This window comes from Streptomyces sp. JLBJ103 (assembly GCF_058215575.1).
The window spans coordinates 2,265,757-2,285,902 of sequence record NZ_CM177089.1 but is presented as its reverse complement, the minus strand read 5'-3'; the positions used below and the strand labels follow the sequence as shown (position 1 = coordinate 2,285,902).

18 protein-coding genes are annotated in these 20,146 nt (G+C 71.7%); 15 read left to right on the top strand and 3 right to left on the bottom strand.

Annotated features, from left to right (window positions below):
• The first annotated feature begins 11 nt into the window (after positions 1 to 11).
• Together AC4BEG_RS09760 and AC4BEG_RS09755 are read left to right on the top strand one after the other, a co-directional pair.
• Positions 12 to 404, top strand: a complete 393-nt coding sequence (locus AC4BEG_RS09760) for an ArsR/SmtB family transcription factor (protein WP_490705493.1) — start codon at positions 12 to 14, stop codon at positions 402 to 404.
• Positions 401 to 1,297 (top strand): SRPBCC family protein, encoded by an 897-nt coding sequence (locus AC4BEG_RS09755; RefSeq protein WP_490705492.1) that lies wholly within the window; start codon positions 401 to 403, stop codon positions 1,295 to 1,297. Before AC4BEG_RS09760 ends, AC4BEG_RS09755 begins: the two co-directional genes overlap by 4 nt.
• A gap of 95 nt (positions 1,298 to 1,392) precedes the next feature.
• Here AC4BEG_RS09755 and AC4BEG_RS09750 read toward each other — a convergent pair whose 3' ends face one another.
• Entirely contained in the window at positions 1,393 to 1,980 is a 588-nt protein-coding gene (locus AC4BEG_RS09750; RefSeq protein WP_490705491.1) for a TIGR03086 family metal-binding protein, read from the bottom strand.
• 151 nt (positions 1,981 to 2,131) lie between these two features.
• A complete protein-coding gene (locus AC4BEG_RS09745) occupies positions 2,132 to 2,977 on the bottom strand; it encodes an alpha/beta fold hydrolase (protein WP_490705490.1) in 846 nt (281 codons plus the stop codon).
• Positions 2,978 to 3,099: 122 nt separating this feature from the next.
• Here AC4BEG_RS09745 and AC4BEG_RS09740 point away from each other — a divergent pair, with 122 nt between their 5' ends.
• The gene (locus AC4BEG_RS09740; RefSeq protein WP_490705489.1) at positions 3,100 to 4,269 is read left to right on the top strand and encodes a cysteine desulfurase family protein; all 1,170 of its coding nucleotides are present in this window, start codon (positions 3,100 to 3,102) and stop codon (positions 4,267 to 4,269) included.
• A 318-nt stretch (positions 4,270 to 4,587) separates the two neighbouring features.
• A complete protein-coding gene (locus tag AC4BEG_RS09735; protein ID WP_490705488.1) occupies positions 4,588 to 6,261 on the top strand; it encodes a hypothetical protein in 1,674 nt (557 codons plus the stop codon).
• A gap of 1 nt (position 6,262) precedes the next feature.
• Here the strand turns inward: AC4BEG_RS09735 and AC4BEG_RS09730 are convergent, their stop codons facing one another.
• Complete coding sequence (locus AC4BEG_RS09730; RefSeq protein WP_490705487.1) at positions 6,263 to 7,000, bottom strand: N-acetylmuramoyl-L-alanine amidase; 738 nt, start codon at positions 6,998 to 7,000, stop codon at positions 6,263 to 6,265.
• A 159-nt stretch (positions 7,001 to 7,159) separates the two neighbouring features.
• Between AC4BEG_RS09730 and mnmA the strand changes: the two genes are divergently transcribed.
• From mnmA to gatB, 11 genes are all read left to right on the top strand, one after another.
• Positions 7,160 to 8,317, top strand: a complete 1,158-nt coding sequence (mnmA, locus tag AC4BEG_RS09725) for a tRNA 2-thiouridine(34) synthase MnmA (RefSeq protein ID WP_490705486.1) — start codon at positions 7,160 to 7,162, stop codon at positions 8,315 to 8,317.
• A gap of 163 nt (positions 8,318 to 8,480) precedes the next feature.
• Entirely contained in the window at positions 8,481 to 9,164 is a 684-nt protein-coding gene (locus AC4BEG_RS09720) for an HdeD family acid-resistance protein (RefSeq protein WP_490705485.1), read from the top strand.
• Positions 9,165 to 9,293: 129 nt separating this feature from the next.
• The gene (locus AC4BEG_RS09715; RefSeq protein WP_490705484.1) at positions 9,294 to 9,821 is read left to right on the top strand and encodes an LOG family protein; all 528 of its coding nucleotides are present in this window, start codon (positions 9,294 to 9,296) and stop codon (positions 9,819 to 9,821) included.
• 138 nt (positions 9,822 to 9,959) lie between these two features.
• The gene (locus AC4BEG_RS09710) at positions 9,960 to 10,649 is read left to right on the top strand and encodes an SDR family oxidoreductase (RefSeq protein ID WP_490705483.1); all 690 of its coding nucleotides are present in this window, start codon (positions 9,960 to 9,962) and stop codon (positions 10,647 to 10,649) included.
• Positions 10,650 to 10,792: 143 nt separating this feature from the next.
• Entirely contained in the window at positions 10,793 to 11,746 is a 954-nt protein-coding gene (locus tag AC4BEG_RS09705; RefSeq protein WP_490707037.1) for a methionine synthase, read from the top strand.
• Between the two features lie 15 nt (positions 11,747 to 11,761).
• Positions 11,762 to 13,960: an NAD-dependent DNA ligase LigA gene (gene ligA / locus AC4BEG_RS09700; RefSeq protein ID WP_490705482.1), complete on the top strand. Its 2,199-nt coding sequence runs from the start codon at positions 11,762 to 11,764 to the stop codon at positions 13,958 to 13,960.
• A gap of 258 nt (positions 13,961 to 14,218) precedes the next feature.
• Positions 14,219 to 16,315: a putative bifunctional diguanylate cyclase/phosphodiesterase gene (locus tag AC4BEG_RS09695; protein WP_490705481.1), complete on the top strand. Its 2,097-nt coding sequence runs from the start codon at positions 14,219 to 14,221 to the stop codon at positions 16,313 to 16,315.
• A 254-nt stretch (positions 16,316 to 16,569) separates the two neighbouring features.
• Positions 16,570 to 16,866, top strand: a complete 297-nt coding sequence (gene gatC, locus AC4BEG_RS09690) for an Asp-tRNA(Asn)/Glu-tRNA(Gln) amidotransferase subunit GatC (protein ID WP_176180497.1) — start codon at positions 16,570 to 16,572, stop codon at positions 16,864 to 16,866.
• A gap of 5 nt (positions 16,867 to 16,871) precedes the next feature.
• Complete coding sequence (gatA, locus tag AC4BEG_RS09685; RefSeq protein WP_490705480.1) at positions 16,872 to 18,365, top strand: Asp-tRNA(Asn)/Glu-tRNA(Gln) amidotransferase subunit GatA; 1,494 nt, start codon at positions 16,872 to 16,874, stop codon at positions 18,363 to 18,365.
• Positions 18,362 to 18,601: a hypothetical protein gene (locus AC4BEG_RS09680; protein ID WP_201881024.1), complete on the top strand. Its 240-nt coding sequence runs from the start codon at positions 18,362 to 18,364 to the stop codon at positions 18,599 to 18,601. The genes gatA and AC4BEG_RS09680 overlap by 4 nt, the downstream gene beginning before the upstream one ends.
• A gap of 14 nt (positions 18,602 to 18,615) precedes the next feature.
• Positions 18,616 to 20,121: an Asp-tRNA(Asn)/Glu-tRNA(Gln) amidotransferase subunit GatB gene (gene gatB / locus AC4BEG_RS09675; RefSeq protein ID WP_490705479.1), complete on the top strand. Its 1,506-nt coding sequence runs from the start codon at positions 18,616 to 18,618 to the stop codon at positions 20,119 to 20,121.
• Positions 20,122 to 20,146 lie beyond the last annotated feature (25 nt).

The following is a 20,146-nucleotide window of genomic DNA, read 5'->3' as shown; positions in this document are numbered from 1 at the left end:
ATGTTCGGGATATGGCCATACCGTTCGACGTGCTCGCGGAGCCGAGCCGACGGCAGATCCTGGACCTTCTGCTGGAGCGGCCCCGTCTGGTCGGTGAGCTGACCGAGCGGCTGGGGCTGACCCAGCCGGGCACCTCCAAGCATCTGCGGGTGCTCCGCGAAGCCGGTCTGGTGCGGGTCCGCCGGGACGCCCAGCGCCGGTGGTACGAGCTGTGCCCCGAGCCGCTTGCCGAGATCGACGCCTGGCTGGCGCCGTACCGGCGGCTGTGGACCGACCGTCTGGACGCACTCGAACGGCACCTCGACAGCCTGCCCGACGGCGCCGATGCCCCCGGCGCCCGCCAAGCCCGCCAGGTCCCCGACGTACCAGACGCCACAGACGCCTCCGAGGGAGAAGAGCCATGAAGGACACACTCAGCAGCCAGGACGGCGTCGGCCGCTCCGCCCTGCGGCTGGAGCGGCGGATCGCCCATCCCCTGGAGAAGGTCTGGCGGGCGCTGACCGAGCCCGCCCAGCTGGCCCGCTGGTTCCCCTCCGAGGTCCGGGTGGATCTCAAGGTCGGCGGAAAGATGGGCTTTGTCTTCCCCGGCCGCGAGGGGCCGGACATGGGAGGGGTGGTCACCGAGCTGGACCCGCCCCGGGTCTTCGCCTTCACCTGGGGCGACGACCAGCTCCGCTGGGAGCTCCGCCCCGACGGCGACGGCTGTGTGCTGACCCTCACCCACACCTTCGGCGACCGGTTCGGCGCGGCCAGCTTCGCCTCCGGCTGGCACGCCTGTCTCACCGGTCTCGCGGCGCTGCTGGACGGCGCCGAGACCGCTCCCGGCGACATGGCCGAGCTGCACGAGAAGTACATCGAGGCATTCGGGCTGGCCGAGGGGGCGGTCGAGACCGTCGAGGGCGGCGGCTGGCGGCTGCGCTTCGAGCGCCAGCTCGTCCGCCCCGCCGAGACGGCGTGGCAGGCGCTGGCCGGAAAGCCCGGCCCCGCCGGGGCCGGGGCCGAGGCACCGGTCGTCGGCGGTTCGGTGCCCTTCGGATTCCGGGTGGACGCCGTCCCGGCCGGGCCGGTGGCCGAGGTCGAGGCGCCCCGGGTGCTCTCCTACGACTGGGAGCTGGACGGCCGTCCTGTCGGCCGGGTGCGCTGGGAGCTGACCCAGGGCACCGGCCACGGAGCCCGGCTGATCCTCACCCAGACCGGCTCAGCGGAGGCGGACGAGGAACGGCGGGCCGAGGTGCTCACCGCCTGGCGCCGCCATATCGCGCTGCTCGCGGCGAAGCTGCTGCGGATGCCGGCCTGACGCCGCAGGCGGCGCGACGGGCGGTGCGCCCCGCGCGGGCGTTACGGGCGGTGCGCCCCGCGCGGGCGTTACGGGCGGTGCGCCCCGCGCGGATGTTACGGGGTGCGGCCGAGCCAGCCCGCCAGCTGGACGTAGGCGTCGGTCTCCGCCGGATCGACCGGCACCACCGGACCGAAGGGCAGCCCCTCGCGCCCCTCCGCCGGAAGCGCCTGCCGGGCGGTCCCCAGCGCGAACGCGGCCAGCTCCTGGTCGAGCGGGATCGGATGGCCGAGGGCCCGCGACAGGTCCCAGGCGTGCGTCACCGTCTCCATCACCGAACCGCTGAGCGCGTACCGGCCGGGCATCGTGCCCCAGGGCACGGTCACCTCGGTGTCCAGTTTGACGTCATCCGCCCAGGCCGCGGCGAGCTTGCGGCGCTCCGTGGCGTACGCCTCGGCCAGCGCGTCGTCGGGGACGTCGGGGGCGTCGTCGGCGGCGCCCGGCGCGGCGCCGTGCTCGCCCACCGTCGTGAACCGCCGGGTGCCGGCGATGACATGGGACACCAGGCCCCGCACGTCGTACTCGGTACAGGGCGTCGGTCGGTCCAGGGCGTCCTTGGCCGCCAGGTCGATCAGCGCGGCCATCTGGTCGGCGGCGCGCTCGTAGAAGGGGCGCGGGTCGGGCAGGGGCTGTGCGGCGTCCATGAGGACCCTTTCCGTTGGTCGGGAGGGACTGCGTCGGGATCGGGAGGGAGCTTCCCGCGTTAAGTTGACATCCGCCGTCAGGTTTTTCTGCGCGTGTCCTTCCCGCCCGACCTCCGGCGCGTTCCCGGGCCCGCCGTCGGGGTGTGCCGCCTCAGGGAGTGCTCAGGAAGCCGAGCAGCGCGGCGGTCAGCTCGGCCGGAGCGTCCTCCTGGACCAGATGGCCCGCTCCCTCGATCAGCCGCAGCTCCGCCCCGGGGATGCGGGAGGCCAGCTCATGTCCGTGCTCGACCGGGATCCACGCGTCGTCGGTGCCCCAGCAGACCAGGACGGGGAGGTCCAGCTCGCCGTACAGACCCTCGATCTCGTCGATGAACCGCTGGTCGTTCTGCGCGATCTGCCGGTAGAACGCGGGCTGCCCGTCCTTCCCGCACCATGGTTCGACGAGCCGCTCCCACACCGCCGGATGCAGCCCCGGCCCGCTCGCCGAGCCGACGTACTCGCGCACCAGCGCCCGGTGGAGCGCCGGAGGCAGCTCCGTGAAGACCTTGGCGTGGCCGCCGAACAACTGATAGGCGGCGGAGCCGAAGGGCGGGAGGGCGACCGGATCGACCAGGGCCAGCCGCCGGTAGCGCGCACCGTGCAGCAGATGGGCGCGCAGCGCGACACAGCCGCCGAAGTCATGGGCGACGACGGCTGGTTCCGCTCCGGGCGCGGTCAGTCCCCAGTGATCCAGCAGCTCGCCGAAGACCCGGCCCTGGGCGGCGAGGGAGACGTCCTGGCCCTCGTACTTGGCGGAGGCGCCGTAGCCCGGCATGTCCCAGACGAACACCCGGTGGCGGTCGGCGAGCGCGCGGGCGACGGCCCGCCAGACGTACGAGGAGAAGGGTGTGCCGTGCAGCAGCACGACCGGCGGTGCGTCCGCCGCGCCGAAGGCGGTCCAGCGGACCTCGCCGGAGGAGCTACGGAACGTCCGGTCCGGATTCCCGATCACTGTCATGAGTAAAAGGCTAAACACTCCTTACGGGTTGTGTCGAGGGGTGCTTCAGCGGTCGGCGCACGGCATCTACGCATACGCGCCCGGCACGCGCCCCCACCGCGGCTCGTAGAATCGAGCCCACCATGGTTTACCTCGACCACGCCGCCACCACCCCGATGCTCCCGGAGGCGGTGCAGGCGCTGACCGCCCAGCTCGCCGTCACGGGCAACGCCTCCTCGCTGCACGCCGCCGGACGGCGGGCCCGCCGTACCGTCGAGGAGTCCCGGGAATCCCTCGCCGCCTCGCTGGGCGCCCGCCCGAGCGAGGTGGTCTTCACCTCGGGCGGGACCGAGGCCGACAACCTCGCGGTCAAGGGGCTCTACTGGTCCCGCCGGGACGCCGACCCGGCCCGCGTCCGGCTGCTCGCCAGCCCCGTCGAGCACCACGCCGTCCTCGACGCCGTCGACTGGCTCGCCGAACACGAGGGTGCGCGGGTCGAATGGCTGCCGGTCGACTCCCTGGGGCGAGTGCACCCCGACGCGCTGCGCGCGGCCATCGCCCGCGACCCCGCGACCGTCGCCCTCGCGACCGTCATGTGGGCCAACAACGAGATCGGCACGGTCCAGCCGGTCCGGGAACTCGCCGAGGCGGCCGCCGAGTTCGGTGTACCGCTGCACGCCGACGCCGTCCAGGCGTTCGGTCAGCTGGAGATCGACTTCGCCGCCTCGGGGCTGGCCGCGATGACCGTCAGCGGCCACAAGATCGGCGGTCCGTACGGTGTCGGCGCGCTGCTGCTCGGCCGTGAGCACAGCCCCGTACCGCTGCTGCACGGCGGTGGCCAGGAGCGCCAGGTGCGCTCCGGCACCCTGGACACCCCGGCCATCGCCTCGTTCGCCGTCGCCGGTGCCCATGCGGCCGCGCACCGCGAGGAGTTCGCGCGCGAGATCGGCGCGCTGCGGGACGCGCTGATCGCCGCCGTGCGCACCGCCGTGCCCGACGCGGTCCTCGGCGGCGACCCCGACCCAGCGGGCCGCCTCCCGGCCAACGCCCACTTCTCCTTCCCCGGCTGCGAGGGTGATTCGCTGCTTCTGCTGCTGGACGCGCAGGGCATCGAATGCTCGACGGGCTCCGCGTGTACGGCCGGTATCGCCCAGCCCAGCCATGTGGTGCTGGCCACCGGGACCGACGCCGACCTCGCCCGCGGCACCCTGCGCTTCTCCTTCGGCCACACCTCGACCAAGGCCGATGTGGACGCGGTGGCGGAGGCGATCGGCCCGGCGGTGGAGCGGGCGCGCGGTGCGGGGCTGAGTTAGGGTCCGACGGACCCTGGCCCCGCGCTGGGTTGATCCGCTCCTGCCCCTTTCGTGTCACCGCGGAATGGGAAATGATCTGCCGTTCATTTCAAATAGTCCCCGGAACAGGAATTTCCGCTTGATATCGCGGAGTTGTGGCCGAAAGAATTGATCCGCAACGGTCCTGTGATTCCGGGGGAATGCGCAGGCCGCCTTCATGAGAACCGGCCCGAGCCGGATCGGCCTGGGCGGTTTTTCGTGTCGGCGGCGTCCGTCGGCACGATGAGCACGCGGTGAGCGCCGGTTCCTGAGCCGGGCCCGTGTGAACAGGAGCCATGGATGTCGCAGCCTCCGCTGCCGCCGCACCACCAGCCCCAGTACCCGCCGCCGCAGCCGCAAGGGCCGCAGCAACCACCGTCCCAGGCGGGGCACTTCGGCGCCGGTGGATACCCGGGCGCGGCCCCGGCCCCGGGCGGCTCCGGCGGCTCCGGCGGCCCCGGGGGGTACGGCGGCTACGGGGGTGCCGGCGGTCCCGGTGGCGGTGCGGGCGGCTCTGGTGGCCCGGGTGGTCCGGGGGGTCCCGGCGGTCCCGGCGGCGGTCCCAGTGGGCACGGCCGCTCGGGCGGGCGCGGGCGCGGCCGTGGCCGACGGTCCAAGCCGCCCTGGGGGATGATCATCGGCGGAGTGCTCGCGGTGGCCCTGGTGGGCGGGGGTATCGCGCTGGCGACCGGAGGCGACGACGACGGCGGGGGTAAGGACGGAGGGTCCTCGTCCGAAGGCGTTCAGGCGAAGACGCTGGGCAAGGTCGCCATGCCGAAGGTCGGCAAGGAGGCCAACACCATGGGCACCTGGGTGACCGACAAGAACTTCGTGAAGGGCGAGGTCAACAAAATCGTCGGCTATTCCCTCGACGGCGCGAAGTCGCAGTGGGAGATACCGCTCGGTGGACAGATCTGCTGGGCGTCACCGCATGTCACCAAGGACGGTCAGACCGCGGTCCTGTTCCGGGACGGTAAAGGGGAAGACGCCCGCTGCACCAAGGTCGGTCTGGTCGACCTGAAGAAGGGCAAGCTGGTCTGGCAGAAGGAGGGGGCGGACAGCGAGGGCAATACCGGGGTGGAGTTCTACGAGGTCACCATCGGTGGTGGCACTGTGGCTGCCGGCGGTAACAGCGGCGGAGGAGCCTGGTCGCTCGACGGCAAGCCGCTGTGGACGCCGAAGTACCTCGCGGACTGCGACGACAGTGGCTACGCGGGCGGTGGCGACAAGCTCGTCGCGATCCGCGGCTGCGACAACGAGGACTCCAGCGGCGAGCGGCTGGAGATCCAGACGGTGGATCCCCGGACACGGGCGGTGACCTCCTCCTACAAGCTGGACGAGAAGGTCGAGTACGCGCATGTCATCTCCACCGCCCCCCTCGTCGTGGCCGTCGACACCGGCGACTCGGACGCCGGGACCGGCGCCACGGACATCCTGACCATCGACGACAGCGGTAAGCAGGGCAGACTGCTCGGCACGATCGACGTCCTGGCCAAGGGGTACCAGCCCAACTGTCCCGCCACGTACGTGGACGGGTGCACGGAGCTCGCCCTCGACAAGAAGACCAGCACCATCTACCTCTCCTCGGAGGTGGATGTGGATGACGGCGGTCCGGGCGAGCGGATCACCGGCCTGGATCTGAAGACCGGCAAGGAGACCGGGAAGACCAAGATGGCCGAGAGCAGGTCGCTGATCCCCTTCCAGACGGACGGGGACGGCTCCGTACTCGCCTATCTGGGCTCCCAGTACAGCGAGGCCGGCGGAGTCGTACGCATCGATCCCAAGTCCTTCTCGATGGAGACGCTCCAGAAGCATCCGGACGACATGAAGGACGCCGAATCCGGCATGGACGTCTACGGTGACTGCACGATGATCTACGCGGGCAAGAAGCTCTACATCGGCGACAGCAAGGCGAGCAGGCCCACCAGCGACAGCAGGGGCCGACCGCTCGCCGTGGTTTTCGGGCCCGCCTGATTCACCGTCCGCCGGTCGCTCCCCCCGCCGTGCGGACCGCCTTCACCAGCCGCAGATAGCGGTCCCAGTCCCACAGGGTCCCGGGGTCGGTGTGATCGGTGCCCGGCACCTCCACATGACCCACGATGTGCTCGCGGTCTCTGGGGATCCCGTAGCGCTCGCATATCGCGGCGGTCAGCCGGGCCGAGGAGCGGTACATCGCGTCCGTGAAGGAGATCGCTCGGCTGACGAACCCCTCGTGCTCGATGCCGACACTGCGCTCGTTGTACGGGCGGTTGCCCGCGTGGAACGCCACGTCCATCTCACGGACCGTCTGCGCGACATGGCCGTCGCGGCGCACCACATAGTGCGCCGCGGCGCGGTGCTCGGGGTCGCGGAAGGCACTGAGGGCGTCCGCGAAACCGCCCTGCACCACATGGATCACCACGCGGTCCACGGTGTAGTCGTACGGCCGGTCCGCCCGCCGCCAGTTCGCCCCCGAGGCCGCGACCCACTCCGCGCCCGGGTAGTCGACCGCCCCCGCCTCGCGCTCCTGATCCACCCCCGGCAGCCGCCACCACAGCCGCTCCAGCTGCTCCCGCGCGGCGTACCCGGCGACTCCGGCCGCGGTCAGCCCGGCGGCCGTACCGCCGAGCAGTACGACGCGCCTGCTGAACCGGCGGCGCTCGCCATCGGCGGTGCCGGCCGCGTCTGACGCGTCTGTGTCTTCGCTCACGGTCCGCTCAACGTCCTCGCTCATGGACCGCTCAACGCGCTGGGGACGCTGCCCGGTTCCGCTCCGCGCGGATCCTGGCATGGCGCCAGTGCGGCGGCCCCCGGACGCCTAGCAGGCCACCGCGCGGCGGGCCGCCGCTCCGCGCGGAGGCCATGCCGGGGCAGGGCCTACCCTGGAGGGGTTATGACTGACTTCCCCGGTGCGCCCACCGGTCCCCGCGACGGCCGTCGTCTGCGCGTCCTCGCCGCCATGTCCGGCGGTGTGGACTCCGCGGTCGCGGCGGCGCGCGCGGCCGAGGCGGGCCACGACGTGACCGGCGTCCACCTCGCGCTCTCCGCCAATCCGCAGTCCTTCCGCACCGGCGCCCGCGGCTGCTGCACCATCGAGGACTCGCGGGACGCACGGCGCGCGGCCGATGTGATTGGCATCCCGTTCTACGTGTGGGACCTCGCCGAGCGATTCCGCGAGGACGTGGTCGAGGACTTCATCGCCGAGTACGAGGCGGGCCGCACCCCCAACCCCTGTCTGCGCTGCAACGAGAAGATCAAGTTCGCCGCGCTGCTGGACAAGGCGCTCGCGCTCGGCTTCGACGCCGTGTGCACCGGCCACTACGCCACCGTCGTGCTCCGCGAGGACGGCTCCCGTGAGCTGCACCGCGCCAGCGATATGGCCAAGGACCAGTCCTATGTGCTCGGGGTGCTGGACGAGCGCCAGCTCGCCCATGCCATGTTCCCGCTCGGGGACACCCTGACCACCAAGGACGAGATCCGCGCGGAGGCCGAGCGGCGGGGTCTTGCGGTCGCCAAGAAGCCCGACAGCCATGACATCTGCTTCATCGCGGACGGTGACACCCAGGGCTTCCTGGCGAGCCATCTGGGCACCGCCGAGGGCGACATCGTCGACGAAGAGGGCCACAAGCTGGGCACCCACGAGGGTGCGTACGGCTTCACCATCGGCCAGCGCAAGGGGCTGCGGATCGGCCACCCGGCGCCCGACGGCAAGCCGCGCTACGTGCTGGACATCTCCCCGGTGAACAACACGGTCACCGTCGGCCCCGCCGAGTCCCTGGACGTCGCCGCCCTCACCGCCATCAAGCCCCGCTGGTGCGGGGCCCCGCCGAGCGGCCCCGGCGGCTACACCGCCCAGCTGCGCGCCCACGGTGGCGAGACCGAGGTCACCGCGGAGGTGGTCGACGGCGCCGAGCTGCGGGTGACCTTCGCGGAGCCGGTCCGGGGCGTCGCCCCCGGCCAGGCCATCGTCCTCTACGACGGGACGCGGGTCGTCGGCTCGGCCACCATCGCCACCACCGAGCGGACGCGCCCGGCCGTCTCCCAGGCTTAGGGCCCGGCGCGGGGCCCGACGCGGGGCCCCGCGACCAAGCGGCGGGCCGGGAGTGCCGGGCGCCGGGCCGTTCCCCAGGCGAAGCGGCGGGCGCGGGGTGACGATGGTTGCGTCCGGTCTACCGCGATCCTCCTTCCCGAGGAGTCCCAGGAGGTGGACGAGCGTGAGTTTTTCCTCCGATACCCCTCATGGCGCCGAGAACCGGCGGCGGGACGAGAGTCCCGGCGGTCTCGGCGGTCCGGGCGCCGGTCTCATGGGCGTCCTGTCCGAGGCCACCTGGCAGGTGATGGTCACCACGGGTCTGGTGGCCATCGCGCTGGGTGTCATCGTGCTGGTGTGGCCGGGGCCCACGCTGGCGGTCGTTGGCGCTCTCTTCGGTGTGTATCTGCTGGTCGGCGGCATCCTTCAGCTGGTCGGGGCGTTCAGTGCGCAGGTGCCCCGGCAGCTGCGCGTCCTGGGCTTCGTCAGCGGCGCCCTGTCGGTGCTCCTCGGACTGCTCTGCTTCCGGGGGCCCGCGCAGTCGATCCTGCTGCTCGCGCTGTGGATCGGCTTCGGCTGGCTGCTGCGCGGCGTCATGCTGACCGCCACGGCCATCTCCGCCGAGGAGCTGCCCGCCCGCGGCTGGCAGATCACCCTCGGGCTGATCACCGCGCTGGCCGGGGTGCTGCTGGTCGTCCTGCCCTTCGGCTCCATCAAGGCGCTCGCGCTGACGGCCGGGGTGTGGCTGCTCGCGCTGGGCGTGATCGAAGTGGTCCACGGCATCCAGCTGCGCGTCGGCAGCGGCCAGCGGCCGCGCAGAGCGGGCCACGGACTGCACTTCCGCTCGCAGCCCCATCCTCAGCCGTAGGGCCCCTCAGCCGTAGGGCCCGTCTTCACAGCGGCCCTCTGACAACGGACCCTGGCCCGCCGCTCGTGGCCCCGCGGGCTGCCGTGAGCGCGGGCCGGAGGGTCCTGGCGGCGCTCGTAGAGTGGCGCCATGAATATCTGCGTCTTCTGCTCCGCCGCCGATCTCGACGCCCGCTACACCACCCCCGCCCGTGAGTTCGCCGAGCTGATCGGCAAGGCCGGGCACACGCTGGTCTGGGGCGGGTCGGACGTCGGGCTGATGAAGGTCATGGCGGACGGCGTACAGGAGAACGGCGGGCGGCTGGTGGGGGTTTCGGTGGAGTTCCTGGCGGAGAAGGCCCGCCGGAACGCCGACGAAATGGTGATCACCAAGGATCTCGCCGAGCGCAAGGCGCAGTTGCTGGCCTGCGCCGATGCCGTGGTCGTCATGGTCGGCGGCACCGGGACGCTCGACGAGGCCACCGAGATCCTGGAGTTGAAGAAGCACGGTCTGCACATCAAGCCGGTGGTGCTGCTCAATACGGCCGGGTTCTACGACGGGCTGCGGCAGCAGTTCCAGCGGATGGAGGAAGAGGGCTTCCTGCCCCGGCCGCTGAGCGAGCTGGTCTTTTTCGCGGACGACGGCGTGGCCGCCTTGGCGTATCTCGAGTCCGTCTGAGGGCCGTTCCGGGGCGGACGGACCTCGTCGGAGCCGTTACAGGACGGGAGCGTCCGGCGTGAAGGCCACCCGCCCGGGGTGCATGGGATTGCGCCAAGCCAGGACGTGCACGTGCACGCGGTGAGGCAAGCTGGGGGCATGGGAACGCATCTGATCACTGGGGCAGGCTCGGGCATCGGCACGGCGGTGGCCGAGCGACTGGCCGAGCGCGGCGACGAGCTGTGGCTGCTGGCACGGGACGCCGGACGGGCGAAGGAGCTGGAGCGGCGGTTCCCCGGAGCGCACACGGTCGTCGGAGACCTCGCGGACCCGGAGAAGCTGTCCTGGGCGCTGAGCCACCAGGCGCTGCCGGACCGGCTGGACTCACTGCTGCACATCGCGGGTGTGGTCGACCTCGGGGAGATCGGTGAGCTGACCCCCAAGGCGTGGAACCGCCAGCTCGCCGCCAACCTCGTCTCGCCCGCCGAGCTGACCCGGCTGCTGCTGCCCCAGCTCCGGCTGGCCAAGGGGCATGTGCTGTTCGTCAACTCCGGTGCGGGCCTGCGCGCCAACGCCCAGTGGGGTGCGTACGCCGCGAGCAAGCACGGCCTCAAGGCGCTGGCCGACGCGCTGCGCTGGGAGGAGAGCGGCAACGGGGTGCGGGTGACCACCGTCTACCCCGGGCGCACCGCGACCCCGATGCAGGTGAAGGTGCACCAGCAGGAGGGCAAGGAGTACGACCCGGAGCGCTGGATGGCGCCGGAGACCGTGGCCACCACCGTGCTGACCGCGCTCGATCTGCCGCGTGACGCGGAGATCACCGATCTGTCGGTGCGTCCGCGCGGCTGACCCGCACGTCCGCGCCGCCGTCCGTGCCCGCCGCTCCGGCCGGGCCTCAGGTCCTGTCCGACAGGGCCTAGGCTTCCCGGGTGAGCGAGAAGAGCAGCAACCACCACAGCTGGGGCGCGGGGGCCGCGACCGGCATCGGGTCGATGCCGGGCGGCGACGCGCGGGAGGCCGCGAAGACCGTCACCGGATCGCTGGAGGCCCTGCCGTATCTGGCGGAGCTGCCCGCGCGGGGGCCGGGCGCGGACATGATCGGGCGGACCGCCGGGATGCTCGTCGAGCTGTACGCCCATGTCGAGCCCAGCGGCTGGCGGATCAGCGACCGGCCCGGCCGGGACACCCGGCGGGCGCGGTCCTGGCTGGGCGAGGATCTCGACGCCCTGGAGGAGTACACACAAGGGCACCGGGGGGCGCTGAAGGTCTCCGCCGTCGGGCCGTGGACCCTGGCCGCCGCCCTGGAACTGCGCGGCGGGGAGGCCGCGCTGAGCGACCCGGGCGCCTGCCGGGACCTGACCGCCTCGCTCGCCGAGGGGCTGCGCACCCATCTCGCGGAGGTGCGCCGGCGGGTGCCGGGCGCCGAGGTGGTGCTCCAGCTCGACGAGCCGTCGCTGACCGCGGTGCTGGCCGGGAGCGTCCGTACGGCCAGCGGCTACCGCACCCACCCGGCGGTGGACCGGGCGGTGGTCGAGGGCGCGCTGCGCGATCTGGTGGCGGTGGCGGACGGGCCCGTGGTGGTCCACTCCTGCGCCCCGTCCGTGCCGTTCCGGCTGCTGCGGCGCGCCGGGGTCGCGGGGATCTCCTTCGATCTCTCGCTCCTCACGGAGAGTGAGGAGGAGGCGATCGGAGAGGCCGTGGAGGGCGGAACGGCACTCTTCGTCGGTGCCGTCCCCGGCGTGGAGGGTCCGTTGTCCGACCCTGCCGGTAGCGTCAGAGGTGTCAGGACGCTGTGGCGCAGGCTGGGGCTGTCTCCGGGGACTCTCGCGGAGTCCGTGGTGATCACTCCGTCGTGCGGTCTCGCGGGTGCTTCGCCCGCGTATGCCCGTACCGCGCTGGCCCACTGCGTCCGGGCGGCGAGATCGCTCGCGGACAACCCTGAGTAACGGGAGGACGACACGGTGGCCGGCGAAGAGCAGTCGACAGTGCCCGCCGAGGCACGGGATCAGCACGCCAAGATCGCTGAGCAGGTCGAGGAGCACCGCTTCCGGTACTACGTCAAGGACGCCCCGATCGTCTCGGACGCGGAGTTCGACCGGCTGCTGCGCGGCCTGGAGGCCCTGGAGGAGAAGCACCCCGAGCTCAGGACGCCCGATTCGCCCACCCAGAAGGTCGCGGGGGCGTACGAGACGGAGTTCACCGAGGTCGAGCACCGTGAGCGGATGCTCAGCCTGGACAACGCCTTCGACGATGAGGAGTTGGGCACATGGGCCGACCGCATCGCCCGCGAGCTGGGGAGCACCGCGTACCACTTCCTCCTCGAGCTCAAGGTGGACGGTCTGGCGGTCAACCTCACTTATGAGCGCGGGCGGCTGACCCGCGCCGCGACCCGGGGCGACGGGCGCACCGGTGAGGACATCACGCCCAATGTGCGCACCATCGCCGAGATCCCCAACCGCCTCAAGGGCGACCGGATCCCGGAGCTGGTGGAGGTGCGCGGCGAGGTCTTCTTCCCCCGCGAGCGCTTCGACGAGCTCAACGCCCGGCTGGTGGAGGCGGGGAAGCCGCCGTTCGCCAACCCGCGGAACGCGGCGGCCGGTTCGCTGCGCCAGAAGGACCCGAAGGTCACCGCCTCCCGTCCACTGCGCATGGTGGTCCACGGCATCGGCGCTCGTCAGGGCTTCGACATCGACCGGCTGTCGCAGGCGTACGAGCTGCTGCACGCGTGGGGGTTGCCGACCGCGGCCCACTCCCGGGTCGTCGACTCCCTGGAGGGCGTGCGGGAGTACATCGCGTACTACGGGGACAGCGAGCACCGGCACTCGGTGGAGCACGAGATCGACGGCGCGGTCGTGAAGCTGGACGAGATCCCGTTGCAGGGGCGGCTGGGCTCCACCTCCCGGGCGCCGCGCTGGGCCATCGCCTGGAAGTTCCCGCCCGAGGAGGTCAACACCAAGCTGGTCGACATCCGGGTCGGGGTGGGCCGTACCGGCCGGGTGACGCCGTATGCGGTGGTGGAGCCGATCACGGTGGCGGGCTCGGAGGTGGAGTTCGCGACCCTGCACAACCAGGACGTGGTCAAGGCCAAGGGCGTGCTCATCGGTGACACCGTGGTGCTGCGCAAGGCGGGCGATGTCATCCCGGAGATCCTGGGCCCGGTCGTCGATCTGCGGGACGGCAGCGAGCGGGAGTTCGTGATGCCCGCCGAATGCCCGGAGTGCCACACCCCGTTGCAGCCCGCCAAGGAGGGCGATGTCGATCTGCGCTGCCCCAACGGCCGCTCCTGCCCGGCGCAGTTGAGGGAGCGCATCTTCTATCTCGCGGGCCGCAAGTGCCTGGACATCGAGAATCTGGGCTATGTGGCCGCCGCCGCCCTCACCCAGCCGCTGGAGCCCTCCGATCCACCGCTGAAGGACGAGGGGGATCTGTTCGATCTCGATATCGAACAGCTGCTGCCCATCAGGTCGTACGTACTGGATCCGGACAGTGGGCTGCCCAAGCGCGACCCCAGGACCGGCGAGGAGAAGGTGGTCACCTTCTTCGCCAACCAGAAGGGCGAGCCGAAGAAGAACGCCCTGGCCATGCTGGCCAATATCGAGGCCGCCAAGCAGCGTCCGCTGGCTCGGATCATTACCGGTCTGTCGATCCGCCATGTCGGACCGGTCGCGGCCACCGCGCTGGCCCGCGAGTTCCGTTCGCTGGACCGGATCGCCGAGGCGAGCGAGGAGGAGCTGGCGGCCGTCGAGGGCGTGGGTGACATCATCGCGGCCTCGGTCAAGCAGTGGTTCACCGTGGACTGGCACCGCGAGATCGTGGAGAAGTGGCGGCGGGCCGGGGTGCGGCTGGAGGAGGCGGCGGGCGAGGACGAGGGCCCGCGTCCGCTGGCCGGTCTCACCGTCGTGGTCACCGGCACCCTGGCCTCGCACACCCGGGACGGCGCCAAGGAGGCGCTCCAGAACCGCGGTGCCAAAGTCACCGGCTCTGTTTCGAAAAAGACCGATTTCGTCGTTGTCGGCGACAATCCCGGTTCGAAGTACGACAAGGCCGTGCAGCTGAAAGTTCCGGTTCTGGACGACGACGGTTTCGCCGTGCTGCTCGAACAGGGGCCCGACGCCGCGAAAGAGGTGGCTCTGGCGGCCCCGGAGTCATCCGAGGAGTAGCCCGGTCCACCCGACCGGCGCAGTGGTCCGGCCATCTTGTCTGCACAGCAGTTCAAAGGTGGCCGGATTACGACTGGGAGCACTTCCCGCGCGTAGCCGGCGGGCATCACCCTTACAGCGCATCTCAGAAGGTCACCGATTGTCGGACGGCATTCGGGCAACCGCTGCCGATCCCCGCCCGTCATGGCCTTCTGCCGCCTACTGTTGAGGTGTGCGCCTGCCGTGGCGCTGGCACCGCCGGCTGTGAGAGGGACGGGTATGAAACCGACCGAAAGCGCCGACCCGGCGTCGCGGCTGCGCCGGGCAGTCCTGCCCGCGCTGCCGGCCGCGGCGGTCGCCATGGCCGCTTTCGCGTTCGGCATCGGAGTGTTCCGGGTGCTCGACGCGGGCCACGCACTCTTTCCCGACGGCACCGTGGGCTGGTCGTTCGCCGTGCTCACCGGCATCATCGTCGGCCATCTCGTCGCCCTGGGCCGGGACCGCTGGTGGGGCGGCACCGGCTCCGGCGCCGCGTTAACCCTGGCCGCGCTGCTGCTCTACGGCTGGATCCCGGCCGTGCTCATCAGCCTCGCCGTCGTGGTGCTGGTCGGCGCCGCCCGGCGGCACCGCTGGCGGCAGGCCGTTCTGCACGGCGCGGTCGACATCCTCGGCGTCGGCGCCGGGGCCCTCACCCTCGCCGCCTTCGGCACCACGCCCTCCGTCGAAGAGCCCTGGCACACCGACACCTGGGAGATGTCCGCCATCCCCCAGACGGTTCTGGCCGCCTTTGCCTATCTCGCCGTCACCCGCGCCCTGCTCTGGTACTCTCTCGCCCCGCCCGGCGCCGGACTGCCCACCGCCGCCCGCACCGCGCTCTTCCGCCACGCCCTCGTCGGCATCGCGCTGCTCGGTATCGCCCCGCTGATCGTCGTCGTCGCCGGGGACACCCCGCTGATGCTCCCGCTGTTCGCGGTCCCGCTGGTCGCCCTGGACTCCACGCTGTGGATCGCCCGGGTGCGCGCCGAGGAGCAGCTGCGCGATCCACTCACCGGACTGCCCAACCGACAGTGGCTGCTGGAGCGCACCTGGGCCGCGCTGGACGAGGCCGAGCGGGCCGGGACCCGTACCGCACTGGTCCTGCTCGACCTGGACCGATTCCGTTCGGTCAATGACACATTGGGTCATCTGGCGGGCGACCGGCTGCTGCTCCAGATCGCCGAGCGGCTGCGGCTGGCCCTGCCGCGCGGGGCGGAGGCGGCCCGGCTCGGCGGAGACGAGTTCGCGGTGCTGCTGCCCACCACCGACTCGCTCACCGCCGCCCAGCGCTCCGCCCGCGTCCTCGTCGGCGACCTCGGCTCACCGCTCGACCTCGACGGGCTCACCCTGGTGCTGGAGGCCAGCGCCGGGGTCGCGGTCTACCCCGACCACGCGCTGGACGCCGAGGGGCTGCTGCGCCGCGCCGATGTCGCGATGTACCAGGCGAAGCGGGATCGCAGCGGGGTCGAGCTCTACGAGGCCCGCCGCGACGGCAACACCCCCGACCGGCTCGGGCTGCTGGGCGATCTGCGCCGCGCCCTGGACGCGGGCGAGGTGGAGCTCCACTACCAGCCCAAGGTCGGCTTCGACGGTCATGTCTCCGGCCTTGAGGCGCTGGTCCGCTGGGTGCACCCGGACCGCGGCCGGGTGCCGCCGGACGAGTTCATCGCCATGGCCGAGAGCTCCGGTCTGATGCCGCGGCTCACCGAATACGTCCTGGAGACCGCCCTCGGCCAGGTCGCCCGGTGGCGGGCGGACGGCCTCGAGGTGCCGGTCGCCGTCAATGTCTCGCCGCGCGATGTCCACACCCCCGGTTTCGCGGGTGCGGTGGCCGGACGGCTGGCCCGGCACGGCGTCCCGGCCGGTGCCCTCCAGCTGGAGATAACCGAGCATGTGCTGCTGGAGGACCCCCAGCGCGCGGCCGACACCCTCGCCGGGCTGACCGGCCACGGGGTGCGGATGTCCCTCGACGACTTCGGCACCGGCTACTCCTCCCTGGTGCATCTGCGCAGGCTCCCGGTGAGCGAGCTCAAGATCGACCGCTCCTTCGTGGCCCGGCTGGCCGTGGACAACGAGGACGCGGAGATCGTCCGCTGTACGGTCGACCTCGCCCATTCCCTCGGCCTGCTGGTCGTCGCCGAGGGCGTGGAGGACGACGAGACCTGGGAGCGCCTGCGCGACCTGGGATGCGACGCGGTCCAGGGCTGGCTGGTGGCCGCCGCGATGCCGCCCGAGGAGACCACCGCCTGGCTGCGGGCCCGCGGTGAGGGCGGCTGGAGCCGCGAGGACCCGGACGCCGAGCCGTCCCCGGCCGAAACCGACGCCGACCAGCCGGTCTAGCCCCGTACGTTCGCGGTGCCCATGCGCAGCCGCCCCTGCGACCCCGCACCCGAACCCCGTGTGCATGAGGCACGGCGCCCCGGTGTACGGCGGGGCGCATGCTCCGGCGCCGGGTACGGACCCGCGCCCTGACCGTGCCCCCGGGGCCCCGCCCCGGGACTGGCCCGGCGGGGCGGGGGAAAGCGTTTCGCGCCCGGTGCGGGCGGCGCCATAGGATTGGGGCCGGAACTTACACACTCACCCCGAGGATCTGCATGCCTGGCATCACGCGCGAGGAGGTCGCCCACCTCGCCCGGCTGGCGCGTCTGGAGCTGAAGGACGAAGAGCTCGACCACTTCGCCGGACAGCTGGACGACATCATCGGCGCGGTCGCCCGCGTCTCCGAGGTCGCCGACCAAGACGTACCGCCGACCTCTCACCCGCTGCCGCTGACCAACGTCATGCGCCCGGACGAGGTCCGTCCGTCGCTGACCCCGCAGGAGGCGCTGGCCTGCGCCCCGGCGCAGGAGCAGCAGCGTTTCAAGGTGCCGCAGATCCTGGGGGAGGAGTGACTGCCATGGCCGATCTGACCAGGCTCACCGCGGCGGAGATCGCCGCCAAGGTCGCCTCCGGCGAGCTCACCGCCGTCGAGGTCACCGAAGCCCATCTGGCCCGTATCGAGGCCGTCGACGAGAAGGTGCACGCCTTCCTGCACGTGGACCGGGAGGGCGCGCTCGCGCAGGCGCGCGCGGTCGACGAGAAGCGGGAGCGCGGCGAGGAACTGGGCCCGCTGGCCGGTGTTCCGCTCGCGCTCAAGGACATCTTCACCACCCAGGGGATCCCGACCACCGTCGGCTCCAAGATCCTCGAGGGCTGGCTCCCGCCGTACGACGCCACCGTGACCAAGCGGCTGCGGGACGCGGGCGTCGTCGTGCTCGGCAAGACCAACATGGACGAGTTCGCCATGGGGTCCTCGACCGAGAACAGCGCGTTCGGCCCCACCGGCAACCCGTGGGACCTCACCCGCATCCCCGGCGGCTCCGGCGGCGGCTCCTCCGCCTCGCTGGCCTCGTTCCAGGCGCCGCTGGCCATCGGTACCGACACCGGCGGCTCCATCCGCCAGCCCGCCGCCGTCACCGGCACCGTCGGCGTCAAGCCCACCTACGGTGCGGTGTCCCGGTACGGCATGGTGGCGTTCTCCTCCTCCCTGGACCAGGGCGGCCCCTGCGCCCGCACCGTGCTGGACGCGGCGCTGCTGCACGAGGTGATCGCCGGACACGACCCGATGGACTCCACCTCCATCGACGCCCCCGTCCCGCCGGTCGTCGAGGCCGCGCGCAACGGCAGTGTGCAGGGCATGCGCATCGGTGTCGTCAAGGAGTTCGCGGGCGAGGGCTACCAGGCCGGCGTGATGCAGCGGTTCAACGAGTCGGTGGAGCTGCTGCGCGAGCTGGGCGCCGAGATCGTGGAGATCTCCTGTCCGTCCTTCGACAAGGCGCTGGCCGCCTACTACCTGATCGCCCCGTCGGAGTGCTCGTCCAACCTGGCCCGCTTCGACGCCATGCGCTACGGCCTGCGGGCGGGTGACGACGGCAGCCGCTCCGCGGAGGAGGTCACCGCGCTCACCCGCGCGGAGGGCTTCGGCGCCGAGGTCAAGCGCCGCATCATGCTCGGCACCTACGCGCTCAGCTCCGGCTACTACGACGCGTACTACGGTTCCGCGCAGAAGGTCCGCACCCTGATCACCCGGGACTTCGAGAAGGCCTTCGAGCAGGTCGACGTGCTCATCTCGCCGACCACTCCGACCACCGCCTTCCCGATCGGCGAGCGCGCCGACGACCCGATGGCGATGTACCTGGCCGACCTGTGCACCATCCCGGCGAACCTCGCGGGCAACGCGGCCATGTCGCTGCCCTGCGGGCTGGCGCCCGAGGACGGTTTGCCGGTGGGCCTCCAGATCATCGCCCCTGCCATGGCCGACGACCGGCTCTACAAGGTCGGTGCCGCGGTCGAGGCCGCGCTCACCGTCAAATGGGGCCACCCGCTGCTTGAGGAGGCACCGTCCCTGTGAGCGCTCTGAAGAAGGCCAAGGGCTTCAAGAAGTCCAAGCCCGGTACCTACCTGTCCATCGGGACCACGCTGTTCGGCGCGGTCAATGTCTTCAAGCAGGCCAAGAAGGCCCGCTTCGAGAACGACAAGCTCCAGCTGGCCGATGCGGTGGTCTCGGCCGCCGCCATCGTCACCGGCGTCGCCCTGCTCGTCCGCGAGCTCAAGCGCATGGGCGACGACGACGTCCTCGCGGACTGAGAGGTTAGTTTTCCGTGACCGTCACTGAACTGGTGTCGTACGAGGACGCCATGGCCGCCTACGAGCCTGTGATGGGGCTCGAGGTGCATGTCGAGCTCGGCACCAAGACCAAGATGTTCTGCGGGTGTTCGACGACGCTGGGCGCCGAGCCCAACGCGCAGACCTGCCCCACCTGCCTCGGCCTGCCCGGCTCGCTGCCGGTCGTCAACGCGACCGGTGTCGAGTCCGCCATCAAGATCGGTCTCGCGCTGAACTGCGAGATCGCCGAGTGGTGCCGCTTCGCCCGGAAGAACTACTTCTATCCGGACATGCCGAAGAACTTCCAGACCTCGCAGTACGACGAGCCGATCGCCTTCAACGGCTATCTGGACGTCGAGGTCGAGGGAGAGATCTTCCGCGTCGAGATCGAGCGCGCCCACATGGAGGAGGACACCGGCAAGTCCACCCATGTCGGCGGCGCCACCGGCCGTATCCAGGGTGCCTCGCACTCCCTCCTGGACTACAACCGGGCCGGGATCCCGCTCATCGAGATCGTCACCAAGCCGATCGTCGGGGCCGGGGAGAAGGCCCCCGAGGTCGCCAAGGCGTACGTCACCGAGCTGCGGGAGCTCATCAAGGCGCTCGGGGTCTCCGAGGCGCGCATGGAGATGGGCCAGATGCGCTGCGATGTGAACCTCTCGCTGCGCCCGCACGGCGCCGAGAAGTTCGGCACCCGCTCGGAGACGAAGAACGTCAACTCGCTGCGCTCGGTGGAGCGTGCGGCGCGCTTCGAGATCCAGCGCCATGCGGCGGTGCTCGGCGGCGGCGGGACGATCATCCAGGAGACCCGTCACTTCCACGAGGAGGACGGCTCCACCACCCCCGGCCGGGTCAAGGAGGAGGCGGAGGACTACCGCTACTTCCCCGAGCCGGACCTGGTGCCGGTCGCCCCGTCCCGGGAGTGGGTCGAGGAGCTGCGGGCCGGGCTTCCGGAGCTGCCGCGGGTGCGCCGTACCCGGCTGCGCGAGGAGTGGGGCATCTCGGAGCACGAGATGCAGTCGGTGCTCAACGCGGGCGCGATCGACCTGATCTCCGCCACCATCGACGCGGGCGCCCCGGCCGACCAGGCCCGTAAGTGGTGGATGGGCGAGCTGGCCCGCCGGGCCAACGAGGAGGGCACCGACCTCACCGCCCTGCCGATCACCCCGGAGCAGATCGCGCGGGTGTGCGCCCTGGTCAAGGAGGGCTCGCTCAACGACAAGCTGGCGCGCCAGGTCATCGAGGGCGTGCTCGCGGGCGAGGGTGACCCGGACACCGTGGTGGAGAAGCGCGGTCTGAAGGTGGTCTCGGACGAGGGCGCGCTCGGCACGGCCGTCGACGAGGCGATCGCCGCCAACGCCGCCATCGCCGACAAGATCCGCGGCGGCAAGGTCGCGGCCGCTGGCGCGCTCGTGGGCGCGGTCATGAAGGCCACCCGCGGCCAGGCGGACGCGGCCCGCGTCCGCGAGCTGATCCTGGAGAAGCTCGGCGTCGAGGGCTGAGCGTCACCGGAGTCCGACGACGGGG